Raw genomic sequence first — 15,491 nt, 5'->3', positions numbered from 1 at the left:
ACCCTCGCCGGGCCCTGACGACGCCTGCCACAGTGCGGAAAGGGCAGCAGTATGTCAGGTCTGCATGAGGACGGTCCCGTCCGGTGCGTGATCGAGTGCACACCGGAGCCGGTGCTACACGGCCTCCAGGATGTCGATCACGAAGACCAGGGTGGAGTTGGCCGGGACGGGACCGCTCTCCTTGTCGCCGTAGCCGAGCGACGGGGGCACCACGAGCATCACCTGGCTGCCGACGGTCTGGCCGACCAGCCCCTGGTCCCAGCCCTTGATCAGGCTGCCGGTGCCCACCTGGAGGGCCTGGGCGCCGCCGTGGCTGTAGGAGGAGTCGAACTGCTTGCCGTCGGCCCACAGCACGCCGGTGTACTGCACGAGCAGCTGCTGGCCGGACTGCACCTGCTTGCCGTCGCCCTTGATCAGCACGTACGTCTGGAGGTCGGTCGGCGGGGCCTGGCCGGCCGGGATGGTGATCGTCGGGGCCTGCTTGCCGTTCTGCTTGACCTGCGGCGCACTGGCCGGCGGCTGGGTGACGTCACCGGTGATGGTCGAGTCCGGCGCCAGCGACTCCACCAGGTCGAGGACGAAGACCACGGTGTCCTGCCCGCCGACCCCGGCCGAGGTGTTGCCGCCGGTGCCGAACCCGGCCGCCGGCGGGGCCACCACCAGCAGCCGGCTGCCGACCTTCTTGCCGATCACCGACTGGTCGAAGGCGGGCACCAGCTGCCCCGTCCCGGCCTGGTACAGCTGCGGCTTGCCGCCGGCGTCGTAGGAGCTGGAGACGTCCTTGCCGGTCGTCCAGTCCTTGGCCGTGTAGTTGACGGTGACCCAGTCCCCCTTGGCGACCGTGGCGCCGTCCCCCTCGCTGACGGTCGACACCACGAACTGGCCGCTCGGCTTCTCCGACGGGATGGTGATCGTCGCCTTCGAGCCGAAGTCGCCCGTCACCGTCGGCATCGGCGAGGCCGACGCGACCGGGCTCGGCACCGCGGTCGCCGACGCGGAGGCGCTCGGCGAGGCCTTGGAGGCCCCGGACGAGCCGCTGCTGCAGGCGGCCAGCAGGACGGTGAGCAGGGCAGCCAGGGGCACGGCCGGCAGTCCGGCGATTCGACGCATGGCCGCCAGCGTACGGACCGACCGTGCCCCGCGCCCGGAGGCGCACGCGCGGCACGCGAAAGGGGCGGTGAACGGACGAACCGCCCGTCACCGCCCCTGCCCGCCGATCCGTCGCGCGCCGCCCCGGACGCCGCGTCACATGCCCGCGATGAGCTTCTCCACCCGCTCGTCCACCGAGCGGAACGGGTCCTTGCAGAGCACGGTGCGCTGCGCCTGGTCGTTGAGCTTCAGGTGGACCCAGTCCACCGTGAAGTCGCGGCGCTGCTCCTGCGCCTTGCGGATGAAGTCGCCGCGCAGCCGGGCCCGGGTGGTCTGCGGGGGGACCGACTTGGCCTCGAAGGTCTTGAGGTCGTTGGTGACCCGCGCGGCCCGGCCCTTGTTCTGCAGCAGGTAGAACAGGCCGCGGCGGCGGTGGATGTCGTGGTACGCGAGGTCGATCTGGGCGACCCGCGGGTTGGACATCGTCATCTGGTGCTTCTCGCGGTACTGCTCGATGAGCTTGTACTTCATGATCCAGTCGATCTCGGTGGCGACCCGGTCGAGCTCCTCGGTGCGCACCGCCTCCAGGGTGCGGCCCCAGAGGTCGAGCACCCGGGCCACCGTGCCGGTGTTCAGGCCCTTGCGGTCCGCGAACTCCAGCGCCTTGGTGAAGTACTCCTCCTGGATGTCCAGCGCGCTGGCCTCGCGGCCGTTGGCGAGCCGGACCTGGTGGGTGCCGGTGAGGTCGTGGCTGACCTCGCGGATCGCCCGGATCGGGTTCTCCAGCGTCAGGTCGCGCATCACCACGCCGGCCTCGATCAGGCGCAGCACCAGGTCGGTGGCGCCGACCTTGAGCAGGGTGGTGGTCTCCGACATGTTGGAGTCGCCGACGATGACGTGCAGCCGGCGGTACCGCTCGGCGTCCGCGTGCGGTTCGTCCCTGGTGTTGATGATCGGGCGGGAGCGGGTGGTCGCCGAGCTGACGCCCTCCCAGATGTGCTCGGCCCGCTGGCTGACGCAGTACACCGCACCGCGCGGGGTCTGCAGCACCTTGCCCGCGCCGCAGATCAGCTGCCGGGTCACCAGGAACGGGATCAGGACGTCGGCCAGCCGGGAGAACTCGCCGTGCCGGGCCACCAGGTAGTTCTCGTGGCAGCCGTAGGAGTTGCCGGCGGAGTCGGTGTTGTTCTTGAAGAGGTAGACGTCGCCGGCGATGCCCTCCTCGTGCAGGCGGCGCTCGGCATCCACCAGCAGGCCTTCGAGGATGCGCTCCCCGGCCTTGTCGTGCGTCACCAGCTCGCTGACGTCGTCGCATTCCGGAGTGGCGTACTCGGGGTGCGAGCCCACGTCGAGATAGAGCCGTGCACCGTTCCGCAGGAAGACATTGCTGCTGCGGCCCCAGGAGACTACGCGGCGGAAGAGGTACCGGGCCACCTCGTCCGGAGACAGGCGTCGCTGCCCCCGGAATGTGCACGTGACGCCGTACTCGTTCTCCAGCCCGAAAATTCGGCGGTCCATAAGGCTTCTCTTCTCTTCTCGAGGCCTCGCGAAACCCTTCGGTGAAATCCGATGAGACATCAGATCGGTGCGGTGCGGGGGAATCCCGCGCGGTCGGGCCGCGCGGGATTCCCACCGGCCGGCTATTCGGTGCCGGACGCGTCCTCGTCGTCGGTGGCGGCGGACTCGTCGCCGCCGAGGAGCCGTCCGAGCTGGCCGCCCAGGATGCGCTTGAACTTGCGCTGCTGCACGCGGTTGCGGTCGAGGACCGCGACCTCCAGCTGCTCGGGCGTCAGCGCGCGGGGGCTGCCGCCGTTCGGGTCGCGGGCGAGGCCGTCCGCGGCGAGCTTGAGCGCCTCGGTGAGCGTCATGCCCGCGCGGTGGCGCTGACCCAGGTAGTTGCCGATGGAGTCGGCGTTGCCGCCGACCACGACGTAGTTCTTCTCGTCGACGACCGAGCCGTCCGGGGTGAGCCGGTAGATCTGGTCGTCGCCGTCGGTGCGGCCGACCTCGGCCACGATCAGCTCGACCTCGTACGGCTTCTCGCCGACCGAGGAGAAGATGGTGCCCAGGGTCTGGGCGTAGACGTTGGCCAGGCCGCGGGCGGTGACGTCGGCCCGGTCGTAGGAGTAGCCGCGCAGGTCGGCGTAGCGGACGCCGCCGATGCGCAGGTTCTCGAACTCGTTGTAGCGGCCGACCGCCGCGAAGGCGATCTTGTCGTAGATCTCGGAGACCTTGTGCAGGGCCCGGGAGGTGTTCTCCGCGACGAAGACGATGCCGTCGGCGTAGGTGAGCACGACCACACTGCGGCCGCGGGCGATGCCCTTGCGGGCGTACTCCGCGCGGTCCGCCATGGCCTGCTGAGGCGAGACGTAGAACGGTGTGGACACCGGCGGTCGTCCCCTTCTGACTAGGGTTGCGGCGGACTAGAGGAGGGGGCCTGCGGCCCGTTGGGGTGCTGGCGGCGCCCGGCGGTGATGGAGACCGCGATCTCGGACACCTCGTCGTCCTCGAGCCGGCGGAAGCCGCTCTCGGTGATCAGCGAGACGATCGGGAAGATGCCCCGGGCGAGGTCCGGGCCACCGGTGGCGGAGTCGTCGTCGGCCGCGTCGTACAGCGCCTGCACGGCCAGCGTGGCGGCCTGCTCGCCGGAGAGGTCGTCCCGGTAGAGCTTCTTCAGGGAGCCCCGGGCGAACACGGAGCCGCTGCCGGTGGCGGCGAAGCCGCGCTCCTCGGAGCGTCCGCCGGTGACGTCGTAGGTGAAGATACGGCCGCGGCCGAGGTCGAGGTCGTATCCGGCGAAGATCGGGACGACGGCCAGGCCCTGCATGGCCATCGCCAGGTTGGACCGGATCATGGTGGTGAGCCGGTTGGCCTTGCCCTCCAGGGAGAGCACGGCGCCTTCGATCTTCTCGTAGTGCTCCAGCTCCAGCTGGAACAGCCGCACCATCTCGACGGCGAGGCCGGCGGTGCCGGCGATGCCGACGGCGCTGTACTCGTCGGCCGGGAAGACCTTCTCGATGTCGCGCTGGGCGATGACGTTGCCCATGGTGGCCCGCCGGTCACCGGCGATCACCACGCCGCCGCCGAAGACCGCGGAGACGATGGTGGTGCCGTGCGGCGCCTCGATGGTGAGGCCCTCGGGGAGGCTGCGCCGGCCGGGCAGCAGCTCGGGCGAGTGCCGGTCGAGGAAGTCCATGAACGACGAGGACCCGGGGGTCAGGAAGGCAGCCGGTAGACGCCCGGTGCCACCAGTGATGGCTTCCACACGATTCCTTCCAGGTTGACGATCAAGCAACTGTTGCCGGGACCCTACCCGCGCCGGGCCCGGGTGATCCACACGGTGCGGAACCGATCGCGCTGCAGGCGCCGCCCCGGCTGGGGGCGGAGGCGCACCTGCAGCGCGATTCGCGAGGGGCGGGAATTACCCGCTCACTCGCCGCCCTTCTGCACGAAACCACGGACGAAGTCCTCGGCGTTCGATTCCAGAACCTCGTCGATTTCGTCCAATACCGCGTCGACGTCGTCGCTGAGCTTTTCCTGGCGCTCCTTGAGGTCGTCGGAGGCCTGTGCTTCCGCGCCCTGCTCCTCGACCTCCTCCGAGGAGCGGTTCGCCCGCTGCTGGCCACCGCCGGTGTCGTTGCCCGCCATTTCCCTCACCCCGCTCGCTCTGTTGGTCAGACCCTATCCGCCGGGTACGGCATTCGCGCCCGGTTCTGCTTCAACGCTCGGCGCTCACCCGAATGATTCCCTCTTGAGCAGGGATTCACCCCAAGTGATCGAAAAATTACCCTCCGGACAGTACACGAACCAGGTCCTCCGCGGTCCGGCACCGGTCCAGCAGCTCCTTGACGTGCTCGCGCGTGCCGCGCAGCGGCTCCATGGTGGGCACCCGCTGGAGCGAGTCGTGCCCGGGCAGGTCGAAGATGACCGAGTCCCAGGAGGCCGCGGCGACGTCGTCGGCGTACTGCTCCAGGCAGCGCCCGCGGAAGTACGCCCGGGTGTCCTCCGGCGGCTTGCCGACCGCCCGGAGCACCTCCTCCTCGGAGAGCAGCCGATCGAACCGGCCACGCGCCACGAGGCGGTTGTAGAGGCCCTTGTCGGGCCGTACGTCGCTGTACTGGAGGTCCACCAGCTGCAGCCGGGGGTTGTCCCACTCCAGGCCGTCGCGCTGGCGGTAGCCCTCCAGCAGCTCCTTCTTGGCGACCCAGTCGAGCTGCTTCGACAGGCTCATCGGGTCGCGCTCCAGCCGGCCGAGCACGTCCTCCCAGCGGGCCAGCACGTCCATGGTCTGGTCGTCGGCGTCCTGCCCCCAGCGGTCCTCGACGTACTTGCGGGCCAGCTCGCAGTACTCCATCTGGAGCTGGACGGCGGTCAGCTTGCGGCCGCTGCGCAGCTGGATCCGGTAGTCCAGCCCGGGGTCGTGGGAGACCCGGTGCAGGGTGCGCACCGGCTGGTCGACGGCCAGGTCGACGGCGATGAAGCCGTCCTCGATCATGGCCAGGACCAGCGAGGTGGTGCCGAGCTTGAGGTAGGTGGAGATCTCGGAGAGGTTGGCGTCGCCGATGATCACGTGCAGCCGGCGGTACTTCTCGGCGTCGGCGTGCGGCTCGTCGCGGGTGTTGATGATCGGGCGCTTGAGGGTCGTCTCCAGGCCGACCTCGACCTCGAAGAAGTCGGCGCGCTGGCTGAGCTGGAAGCCGTGGGCGTTGCCCTCCTGGCCCAGCCCCACCCGGCCGGCGCCGGTCACCACGGGGCGGGAGACGAAGAACGGGGTGAGGTGGCGGACGATGTCGGCGAACGGCGTCGCCCGCTTCATCAGGTAGTTCTCGTGGGTGCCGTAGGAGGCGCCCTTGTTGTCGGTGTTGTTCTTGTACAGGTTGATCCGCTGCCCGTTGGGCAGCTCCAGGGCGCGGGCGGCCGCCTCGGCCATGATCCGCTCGCCCGCCTTGTCCCAGAGCACCGCGTCGCGCGGGTTGGTGACCTCGGGCGAGCTGTACTCGGGGTGGGCGTGGTCCACGTAGAAGCGGGCGCCGTTGGTGAGGATGATGTTGGCGAGGCCGATGTCCTCGTCGGTGAGCTGGCTGGCATCGGCGACCTCGCGCGCGAGGTCGAATCCCCGGGCGTCGCGCAGCGGGTTCTCCTCCTCGAAGTCCCAGCGGGCCCGGCGGGCCCGGTGCATCGCCGCGGCGTACGCGTTGACGATCTGGGACGAGGTGAGCATGGCGTTGGCGTTCGGGTGCCCGGGAACGGAGATCCCGTACTCGGTCTCGATGCCCATCACGCGCCGTACGGTCATGCGGCCCTCCTTGCCCGAAGTGATGCCTGTGGAGACGCGCCGTCCGGCTGCGGGCGGGTGGGCACCGCAGCCGGACGGAGGGTACGGCGTCCTACAGGTACTGCCCCGTGTTGGCGACGGTGTCGATGGAGCGGCCGGACTCGGCGCCCTGCTTGCCGGTGACCAGCGTGCGGATGAAGACGATCCGCTCGCCCTTCTTGCCCGAGATCCGGGCCCAGTCGTCCGGGTTGGTGGTGTTGGGCAGGTCCTCGTTCTCCTTGAACTCGTCGACGCAGGCCGCGAGCAGGTGGGAGACGCGCAGGCCGCGCTGGCCGTGGTCGAGGAAGTCCTTGATGGCCATCTTCTTGGCACGGTCGACGATGTTCTGGATCATGGCGCCGGAGTTGAAGTCCTTGAAGTACAGGACCTCCTTGTCGCCGTTGGCGTACGTGACCTCCAGGAAGCGGTTGTCCTCGGTCTCCGAGTACATCCGCTCGACCACCGACTGGATCATGGCGTCGACCGTGGCCGGCAGGGATCCGTCGTGCTCCTTGACGTCGTCCGGGTGGAAAGGCAGCGACTCCTTGAGGTACTTGGAGAAGATGTCCTTGGCCGCCTCGGCGTCCGGCCGCTCGATCTTGATCTTGACGTCCAGGCGGCCGGGCCGCAGGATCGCCGGGTCGATCATGTCCTCGCGGTTGGAGGCGCCGATGACGATGACGTTCTCCAGGCCCTCCACGCCGTCGATCTCGGCGAGCAGCTGCGGGACGATGGTGTTCTCCACGTCCGAGCTGACACCCGAGCCACGGGTGCGGAAGAGCGACTCCATCTCGTCGAAGAAGACGATGACGGGCGTGCCCTCGCTGGCCTTCTCACGGGCCCGCTGGAAGACCAGGCGGATCTGCCGCTCGGTCTCGCCGACGTACTTGTTCAGGAGCTCGGGGCCCTTGATGTTGAGGAAGTAGCTCTTGCCCTGGGGCCGGCCGGTGACCTCGGCGACCTTCTTGGCCAGCGAGTTCGCGACCGCCTTGGCGATCAGCGTCTTGCCGCAGCCGGGAGGGCCGTAGAGCAGGACGCCCTTGGGCGGGCGGAGCTCGTACTCCTTGAAGAGGTCGGCGTGCAGGTAGGGCAGCTCGACCGCGTCGCGGATCTGCTCGATCTGGCCGGCGAGGCCGCCGATCTGCCGGTAGTCGATGTCCGGGACCTCCTCGAGGACCAGCTCCTCGACCTCGGACTTCGGCACGACCTCGTAGACGTAGCCGGAGCGGGGCTCCAGCAGGAGGGCGTCCCCGCTGCGGAGGGTCAGCTCGCGCAGCGGCTCGGCGAGCCGGACGACGCGCTCCTCGTCCGTGTGGCCGATCACCAGCGCACGCTCGCCGTCCTCGAGGACCTCCTTGAGGGTGACGATGTCGCCGATGCTCTCGAAGGCCATCGCGTCCACGATGTTGAGTGCCTCGTTGAGCATGACCTCCTGCCCGCGGCGCAGTTCCTCCAGCTCGACGCCGGGGCTGACGTTCACGCGCAGCTTGCGGCCGCCGGTGAAGATGTCGGCGGTGCCGTCCTCGTTGGCGGTGAGGAAGGTGCCGAATCCGGCCGGAGGCTGGGCCAGGCGGTCGACCTCCTCCTTGAGGGCCACGATCTGGTCGCGGGCCTCGCGGAGGGTGCTTGCGAGCCGCTCGTTCTGGGCGGTCACACCGGCCAGGTTGGTCTGGAGCTCGACGACGCGCTCTTCGAGGATTCTCGAGTTGCGCGGCGACTCGGCGAGCTTGCGACGCAGAACGGCGATCTCCTGCTCGAGGTACGAGACCTGCGCGGCCTCGTCGGAACCACGAGCGGGCCGGCCGGCGCTGCGGTTGTAGTCGTCATCGTGGGCTGCCACGGTCCTCACCTCCTCCTGGGGGAGCTGGACGACCCAAACCTACCTGGACCCAGGGGTCTGTAAACCCCTAGATCAGAAAGATGGATCGGGCGTGTCCGATCTTCGCCCTTGCGTTGCTTCCCCTCTGGTAGTGGATGTGCCCACCGCTCATCGGTTCAAAGCAGACCAGGGGTAAGGTCGACCCAGGATCGAGGGCGGAAATGCCACGCAAAGCGGGGCGTTCCGGGACAGAAACGGCAGGAGACATGGCGGCGACCGGCGAAGAGCTTGAGGTCTGGATCGACCAGGATCTGTGCACCGGTGACGGCATCTGTGTGCAGTACGCGCCCGAGGTCTTCGAGCTGGACATCGACGGCCTGGCGTACGTGAAGGGCGACGACGACGAGCTGCGCCAGCAGCCGGGCGAGACCGCGCCGGTGCCGCTGACGCTGCTTCAGGACGTGGTGGACTCCGCCAAGGAGTGCCCGGGCGACTGCATCCACGTGCGCCGCGTCCGCGACCGGGTCGAGGTCTACGGACCCGACGCGGAGTGAGCCCCCGACGGGCCTGAGCGGGGCTCAGGCCCGGATCGCGGGCGCCGCGCTCTCGGCCCGCACCCAGCGGTCGCCGCGCCGGCTCCAGTTCAGTTCCAGCGAGCGGTCGGGGCAGCAGCGCGGCACGTCCACCGAGGAGTAGCCGCGGGCGAGGCCGTGCACCGTGCCGTCGCTGCGCACCGTCAGCACCGTGACGGTCAGGTTGTCCTTGAGCGGGTCCAGCAGGGTCGCCGCCACCACCGGGCGGCCGCCCAGGCCGGCGGTCAGCACGAAGACGCCGTCCGGCGGCGTGCCGTTGTCCGCGGCGCAGTGCGCGGCGACGATCGTGGCCGGGGTGCCGTCACCCAGGTCGGCGGTCACCTTCAGGGCGACGGAGACCGGGAACGGTCCGCAGTCAAGGGGAAGTTCGGCCTTCGCCGGATCGGGCGCGGCGGCCGGCGGCGCGGCCTTCGCGGTGGGGTGGACCGGCGTCGGGCTGCCCTCGGCCGGATCGGCGGCTATCGCGCCGCCGACCACCGCGGCACAGCCTGCGGCGACCAGCGCCCAGTGCCGGAGCCCGCCTCGGGCGTGCGCCGGGGCTTTCGCCCCGGCCTCCGCGGCCTTCGCGCCCTCGGCGCCGACCAGCACGGGGGTGTCGCTCGCAGCATCCACCAGGCAGTCCCCTCCACGGTTCCGGGGCCGCCGCGGCAGGCGCGGCGGGTGTCGTGAGCGAGCATCGTCCCACAGGCCGGACGGCCCGGACCCACCGGGTCGGACGGAAAACCGGCAGGCAGCACAGAGGGGCGGCACGCCGGTTCGTCGTCCGGTGCGCCGCCCCTCGGCGGTGCTGCTGTCGCGGTGTCAGGGCAGGTCGACGCCGTCGGCCGCGGCCGACTCGCGCGAGGCCCGGCGGGCCGCGGCCCGCTCGGCCAGCGAGGGCTCGGGGGCCCCGTTGTCGTACTCCTCGCCGTAGGCGCCCTTGGCCGGACGGCGACGGCGCAGCGGCGGCTCGACACCGTCGGCGAGGCGCCGGGCGGTGAGCAGGAAGCCGGTGTGGCCGATCATCCGGTGGTCCGGGCGGACGGCCAGGCCCTCCAGGTGCCAGGTGCGGACCATGGTCTCCCAGGCCTGCGGCTCGGTGAAGGTGCCGTGGTCGCGCAGCGCCTCGACGGTCTTCGACATCTGGGTGGTGGTCGCCACGTAGCAGCAGATCAGACCACCGGGGACGAGCGCCTTGGAGGCGACGTCCAGGCACTCCCAGGGGGCGAGCATGTCGAGGATGACGCGGTCGACGTCGGCCTCCACCAGGTTGTCCTGGAGGTCGCCGATGGTGAGCTTCCACGCCGGGTGCGGGCCGCCGAAGTAGCGCTCGACGTTGCCCTTGGCGATCTCGGCGAAGTCCTCGCGGCGCTCGTACGAGGCCAGCATGCCGGTGTCGCCGACGGCTCGCAGCAGGTAGGTGGAGAGCGCGCCGGAGCCGACGCCGGCCTCGACCACGCGGGCGCCCGCGAAGATGTCCGCCATGGCCAGGATCTGGCCGGCGTCCTTCGGGTAGATCACGGCTGCGCCGCGGGGCATGGACAGGACGTAGTCGGGGAGCAGGGGGCGCAGCGCGAGGTACGGGACGTTGCCCGTGGTGCGTACGACCGTGCCCTCGGGGGCGCCGATCAGCTCGTCGTGCGGGAACGCACCCTTGTGGGTGTGGAACTGGTTCCCGGCCTGGAGCGTGAACGTGTAGTGGCGGCCCTTGGGGTCGGTCAGCTGGACCTGGTCCCCGACCTGGAAGGGCCCGCGTCGGCGGGTGGCACCGGTCGGTTCGGACATGCCGACAATCCTAAGGGAACAGCGGCCCTCCCCGACCAGCCGGCCCCGCCGCCCGCCCGGGGGCGGTGGGCGGCGGCGCCGGGCGGCCGGGATCAGCGCCTGCCGAGCGCCGAGCTGAGCCGGCGCTCCAGGTCCGCGAGGGCCAGCACCCCGTACGAGGTGCCGTCCGGGCGGACGATCAGGTACTCGCTGGACGGCGTGCGGCGCAGCGCGTTCAGCAGGTCCTCGCCGGCCAGGGCCACGTCCAGGCGCAGCCCGGGCTCCAGGTCGCGGGCGGCGGCGCCGACCGCGACCCAGGGGCGGCGGTGCTCGGGCACCGCGGAGACGGCGGCCTCCTTGACCAGGCCGATCGGGTCGCCGCGGCCGTCGACCACGACGATCGCGCCGGCCTGCGCCTCGCGGGCGCGGCGCAGGGCCTCGCCGAGCGGGGTGTCGGAGGGCACCTCGATCGAGCGGCGGGCCAGCTCCTTCACCGTGATGCCGGGCAGTACCTCGCGCAGCCGGGCGTTGCGGACGCTGGCGGTCGCCCCGTTCCAGATGATCACGGCCAGCACGGCGGCGAGGACACCGTCGATCAGGCTGTCGCCGGTGGACTGCCCGGGGTTCTGCGCGGCGCTGAACAGCGGCAGGCCGAAGAGCACGACGAGGGCCAGCCCGCGGCCGACCCAGGCCGCGGCGACGGTGCCGGCCATCGGACGGCCGGTGACCGCCCAGACGACGGCCCGCAGCATCCGGCCGCCGTCCAGCGGCAGGCCGGGCAGCAGGTTGAAGGCGGCGACGACCAGGTTGCTGACCATCAGCCCGGCCAGCAGGACGCCGGGCACGGTGTCGGACTCGACGCCGTCCAGGGCCAGGTAGAAGACACCGCCGAGCAGCAGCGACAGCAGCGGTCCGACGAAGGCGAGCCAGAACTCCCGCGCCGGGGTCGAGGCCTCCCGCTCGATCTCCGAGACGCCGCCGAAGAAGTGCAGCTGGATGCGGCGCACCGGGAGCTTGTACCGCAGGGCGACCACGGTGTGGGCCAGTTCGTGCACCAGCACCGAGGCGTAGAAGGCCACCGCGAACGAGAACGACACCAGGTACCGGGAGGCCCCGAGGTCGGGCAGCACGTCGGAGAGCCGGCCGCCGAAGATCCAGGTGATCAGGGCCGCGATGACGAACCAGGACGGGGTGACGTAGATCGGCACGCCGAACGGCCGGCCGACCAGGATGCCGCCGCGCGGGTCACCGTCCTGCGGCCCTCCCGTCGACGGCTGCTCGGAGGTCTGCTGCCCCCTGGTGTCGGTCACCGCTGCCCCTTCGCCGTGGTCCGCCCCTGCCGTCCGGCCCGGGCGGGTGCGGCCCACGCTACGTGATCTCCGCGGGGAATCCCCGCGCGCCCCTCGTACCGTGGTCCCGCACAGGAGTCATACCCGCGCGGCGGGTTTGTGAGCGGCCCGGCAGCGAGATGTGAGCGGCGGGCAATAGGGTCGAGGGCATGCACCAGAACGAGACCGTGCCGGCGCCCCGGCGGGCCGCCGCGCCGACCGGCCTGTCGCCGTCGCGGGCGGGGGACTTCATGACCTGCCCGCTGCTCTACCGGCTGCGGGTGATCGACCGGCTGCCGGAGCCGCCGAGCCCGGCGGCGACCCGGGGCACCGTGGTGCACGCGGTGCTGGAGCGGTTGTTCGACCACCCGCCGACGGAGCGCACGGCGGAGCTCGCCCGGTCGCTGCTGCGCCCGCAGTGGGAGCGGCTGCTGGGCGAGCGGCCCGAGCTCGCGGAGCTGTTCCCGGACGACCCCGGGGCGCGGCGCTGGCCGGCTGGCTGGGCGACGCAGAGAAACTGGTGGACCGGTGGTTCCGGCTGGAGGACCCGACCAGGCTGCACCCGGCGGAGCGCGAGCTGTACGTCGAGACGTCGCTGGAGTCGGGCCTGCTGCTGCGCGGCTACATCGACCGGGTGGACGTCGCGCCGAGCGGCGACGTCCGGCTGGTGGACTACAAGACCGGCCGGGCGCCCTCGCGGGACTTCGAGGGCAAGGCCATGTTCCAGATGAAGTTCTACGCCCTGGTGGTGTGGCGCTGGAAGGGCGTGATCCCCAGGCGCCTGCAACTGGTGTACCTGGGCGGCGGCGGCGACGTGGTCACGTACGACCCGGACGAGGCGGATCTGCTGGCCGTGGAGCGCAAGCTCCTGGCGCTGTGGGAGACGATCTCGCGGGCGGTGGAGACGGGCGACTTCCCGGCGACCCGCAACCGGCTCTGCGACTGGTGCGACCACCGGGCGAGCTGCCCGGAGTTCGGCGGCACTCCCCCGCCGTACCCGCTGCCGTCGGCGAGACGGTCCGAGGACGATCCCGCGGGGGATCCCATGCTGAGCAAGGAGTCGTAGGTGACGATCCGAGTGCTGCTGGTGGACGACCAGCCGCTCCTGCGCACCGGTTTCCGGATGATCCTGGAGGCCGAGTCCGACCTGGTGGTGGTCGGCGAGGCGGGCGACGGTCAGCAGGCGCTGGAGCAGGTCCGGGCGCTCCAGCCGGACGTGGTGCTGATGGACATCCGGATGCCGCGGATGGACGGGGTGGAGGCGACCCGGCGGATCGCGGGCCCCGGCCGGGACGGTCCGGCGAAGGTGCTGGTACTGACCACGTTCGACCTGGACGAGTACGTGGTCGAGGCGCTGCGCGCCGGGGCCAGCGGCTTCCTGCTCAAGGACGTGCCCGCCGAGGAGCTGGTGCAGGCGATCCGGGTGGTCGCGGACGGCGCGGCGATGCTCGCGCCGTCGGTGACGCGCCGGCTGCTGGACATGTACGCCACCAAGCTGCCGTCCGGCGACGAGGCCCCGCCGCAGGCGCTGGGGGCGCTGACCGAGCGCGAGCTGGAGGTGCTGCGGCTGGTCGCCCGCGGGCTGTCGAACGCGGAGATCGCCGCGGAGCTGTTCGTCAGCGAGACGACGGTGAAGACCCACGTCGGCCACGTACTGACCAAGCTCCAGCTGCGCGACCGGGTGCAGGCCGCCGTGTACGCGTACGAGTCCGGTCTGGTCCGCCCCGGCGCGCTCTGACCCCGGACACGCCGACGGCCCGTCCCCCCACCGCTGAGCGGGGGACGGGCCGTCGGCGTACGGTCAGTTCTTGGCGGCGCGGCCGATCGCCCACAGGCGGACGACGCCGGTGGTGTCGACGGTGGACTCGACGCCCGTGATGTCGTTGCGCGAGGCGTAGAACGACTTCGCCTGGAAGATCGGGATCACCGGCGCGGCCTCCGCGACCAGGTTCTGGATCTGCGCGTAGGCGCCACCGGCCGAGCGGTCGGTCAGCTTGATGCTGTCCGGCACCAGCTTGCCGCTGATCCGCGGGTCGTCCCAGCTGTTGTGGAAGGCGCCGCCGTCGACCACGATCGGGCTGACGAAGTCGTCCGGGTCGGCGTAGTCCGGGGTCCAGCCGACGGTGTAGGCCTGGTAGCTGCCGGCCTTCCAGCCCGCCTGGTACTTCTTCCAGTCGGGCTCCTGCTTGACCGTGACGTCGAACAGGCCGCTGGCGTCGAGCTCCTTCTTGAACTCGTTCATCTCGGCCGCACCGGCGCGCGCCCGGGACCAGGTCAGGGTCAGCTTGACCGGGGTCTGCACCTTGGCGTTGCCGAGGAGCTTCTTCGCCTTCGCCACGTCCGGGTCGCCGTAGCGGTCGGCGAACGCGGTGTTGTGGCCGGTGATGCCGACCGGCACCAGCGAGTACAGCGGCTGGACGGTGCCGGCGTACACCGAGCGGGCCAGCGTCTTGCGGTCGATCAGCTGGGCGATCGCCTGGCGGACGGCGGGGTTGCCGGTGACCGCGTCCTTGGTGTTGAACACCAGGTAGCGGGTCTCGGCGCTCTCGCCCTCGGCGACCTTGAGGTCGCCCTTGCCGGACAGCTGGTCGTCCTTGATCTTGGCGGCGGCGGTGGGTTCGAGGCTGTTGTCGGCGAGGTCGACCTGGCCGCCCTCCAGCGCGCTCTTCAGCTCGTCCGGGGTGTTGAAGTACCGGATGTCGACCTTGTTGGTCTGCGGCTTCGCGTCACCGGTGTACTGCGAGTTGGCCGACAGGCTGATCTTGCCCGGGGTGCCGTTCCCGCCGTCCATCTCCGCGATGCTGTCGATCTTGTACGGACCGGAGCCGACCAGCTTGTCGTTGGCGAGCAGGCCGTCCGCCGGGAAGACGGTGTGGTCGACGATCGAGCCGGCCGCCGAGGCCAGCTTGGCCGGGAGCACCGCGTCCGGGGCGTTGAGGCGGAAGACCACCTGGGAGTCGCTCTTGGCCTGCACCGACTTGATCGTCGACAGCAGCGACGCAGGGCCGCTCGGGTCGTTGATCTTCAGCATGCGGTCGATCGAGAAGACCACGTCCTGCGCGGTCATCGCGTGACCGTTGGAGAACTTCAGGCCGCTGCGCAGCGTGCACTCGTAGGTCTTGGCGTCGGTGCCGGTGAAGCCGCAGGACTGCGCGGCGTCGGGCTGCGGGACGCTGGCACCGGGCGGGAAGCTCAGCAGCGACTGGAAGGTGTTGTTCAGCACCAGCCAGGACCCCGCGTCGTACGCGCCGGCCGGGTCCAGCACGCTGGTCACGTTGACCGTGCCCATGGTGAGCGTGGAGGGCGAGTCCCCGCCCGTGACGACCTTGGTAGCGGAGGCGCAGCCGGCGGCCGTGGTGGCCACGACGGCGGCGCAGCCGAGCGCGGCCAGGCGGTTGGCAGAAGACATGCGGGATGGGTTCCTTCTCCGTACGGCAGGCCTGTGGGAGGGCGCCGGTGGGCCGCCGTTCGGCTGGGCACGGGTGGTGCACGCCGCTGCGGACGGTCCGTTCGACCCCGTTTCGGGGACTTACCGGAGAAGCCTGTCACGAGCGGACGCCCCGCTCCGCTGGCCGGACGGAGGCCCGCCGCGGGCGGACCGGCGG

At 71.0% G+C, this 15,491-nt stretch carries 13 protein-coding genes and 1 pseudogene; 3 read left to right on the top strand and 11 right to left on the bottom strand.

The annotated features are described in order from the left end of the window. Positions 1-114: 114 nt before the first annotated feature. The 7 genes from ABEB13_RS32450 to arc all read right to left on the bottom strand — a co-directional run bounded on the left by ABEB13_RS32450 (position 115) and on the right by arc (position 8,243). A complete protein-coding gene (locus ABEB13_RS32450; protein WP_345708331.1) occupies positions 115-1,110 on the bottom strand; it encodes an FKBP-type peptidyl-prolyl cis-trans isomerase in 996 nt (331 codons plus the stop codon). Positions 1,111-1,245: 135 nt separating this feature from the next. Beyond that, complete coding sequence (gene pafA, locus ABEB13_RS32445) at positions 1,246-2,607, bottom strand: Pup--protein ligase (protein WP_100887533.1); 1,362 nt, start codon at positions 2,605-2,607, stop codon at positions 1,246-1,248. A 122-nt stretch (positions 2,608-2,729) separates the two neighbouring features. Continuing rightward, entirely contained in the window at positions 2,730-3,476 is a 747-nt protein-coding gene (prcA, locus tag ABEB13_RS32440; protein ID WP_345708330.1) for a proteasome subunit alpha, read from the bottom strand. Positions 3,477-3,496: 20 nt separating this feature from the next. Next, on the bottom strand, positions 3,497-4,354 hold the full coding sequence (gene prcB / locus ABEB13_RS32435) for a proteasome subunit beta (protein WP_345708329.1): 858 nt from the start codon (positions 4,352-4,354) through the stop codon (positions 3,497-3,499). Between the two features lie 164 nt (positions 4,355-4,518). Further along, entirely contained in the window at positions 4,519-4,737 is a 219-nt protein-coding gene (locus ABEB13_RS32430; RefSeq protein WP_100887536.1) for a ubiquitin-like protein Pup, read from the bottom strand. Between the two features lie 136 nt (positions 4,738-4,873). Next, complete coding sequence (gene dop, locus ABEB13_RS32425; RefSeq protein WP_345708328.1) at positions 4,874-6,385, bottom strand: depupylase/deamidase Dop; 1,512 nt, start codon at positions 6,383-6,385, stop codon at positions 4,874-4,876. A gap of 91 nt (positions 6,386-6,476) precedes the next feature. Beyond that, complete coding sequence (arc, locus tag ABEB13_RS32420) at positions 6,477-8,243, bottom strand: proteasome ATPase (protein ID WP_345708327.1); 1,767 nt, start codon at positions 8,241-8,243, stop codon at positions 6,477-6,479. A 245-nt stretch (positions 8,244-8,488) separates the two neighbouring features. Between arc and ABEB13_RS32415 the strand changes: the two genes are divergently transcribed. Beyond that, on the top strand, positions 8,489-8,776 hold the full coding sequence (locus ABEB13_RS32415; RefSeq protein ID WP_345708326.1) for a ferredoxin: 288 nt from the start codon (positions 8,489-8,491) through the stop codon (positions 8,774-8,776). 24 nt (positions 8,777-8,800) lie between these two features. On the opposite strand, the gene ABEB13_RS32410 is transcribed toward ABEB13_RS32415, so the two are convergent. The 3 genes from ABEB13_RS32410 to ABEB13_RS32400 form a co-directional block, all read right to left on the bottom strand. Next, entirely contained in the window at positions 8,801-9,427 is a 627-nt protein-coding gene (locus ABEB13_RS32410) for a hypothetical protein (protein ID WP_345708325.1), read from the bottom strand. A 189-nt stretch (positions 9,428-9,616) separates the two neighbouring features. Beyond that, entirely contained in the window at positions 9,617-10,579 is a 963-nt protein-coding gene (locus tag ABEB13_RS32405; RefSeq protein ID WP_345708324.1) for a tRNA (adenine-N1)-methyltransferase, read from the bottom strand. A gap of 92 nt (positions 10,580-10,671) precedes the next feature. After that, positions 10,672-11,868: a site-2 protease family protein gene (locus ABEB13_RS32400; RefSeq protein WP_345708323.1), complete on the bottom strand. Its 1,197-nt coding sequence runs from the start codon at positions 11,866-11,868 to the stop codon at positions 10,672-10,674. A 188-nt stretch (positions 11,869-12,056) separates the two neighbouring features. On the opposite strand from ABEB13_RS32400, the pseudogene ABEB13_RS32395 reads away from it, so the two are divergent. Beyond that, positions 12,057-12,952, top strand: a pseudogene (locus ABEB13_RS32395) (RecB family exonuclease). Then, positions 12,953-13,624: a response regulator gene (locus ABEB13_RS32390; RefSeq protein ID WP_100887543.1), complete on the top strand. Its 672-nt coding sequence runs from the start codon at positions 12,953-12,955 to the stop codon at positions 13,622-13,624. It abuts the pseudogene before it with no gap. Between the two features lie 63 nt (positions 13,625-13,687). Here ABEB13_RS32390 and ABEB13_RS32385 read toward each other — a convergent pair whose 3' ends face one another. Then, positions 13,688-15,295: an ABC transporter substrate-binding protein gene (locus tag ABEB13_RS32385; RefSeq protein ID WP_345708322.1), complete on the bottom strand. Its 1,608-nt coding sequence runs from the start codon at positions 15,293-15,295 to the stop codon at positions 13,688-13,690. Positions 15,296-15,491: the final 196 nt, after the last annotated feature.

Origin of the sequence: Kitasatospora paranensis (assembly GCF_039544005.1) — a bacterium.
Lineage (GTDB): Bacteria > Actinomycetota > Actinomycetes > Streptomycetales > Streptomycetaceae > Kitasatospora > Kitasatospora paranensis.
Note: the sequence above shows the minus strand (reverse complement) of the source record. Positions and strands in the feature narration are given on the sequence as shown.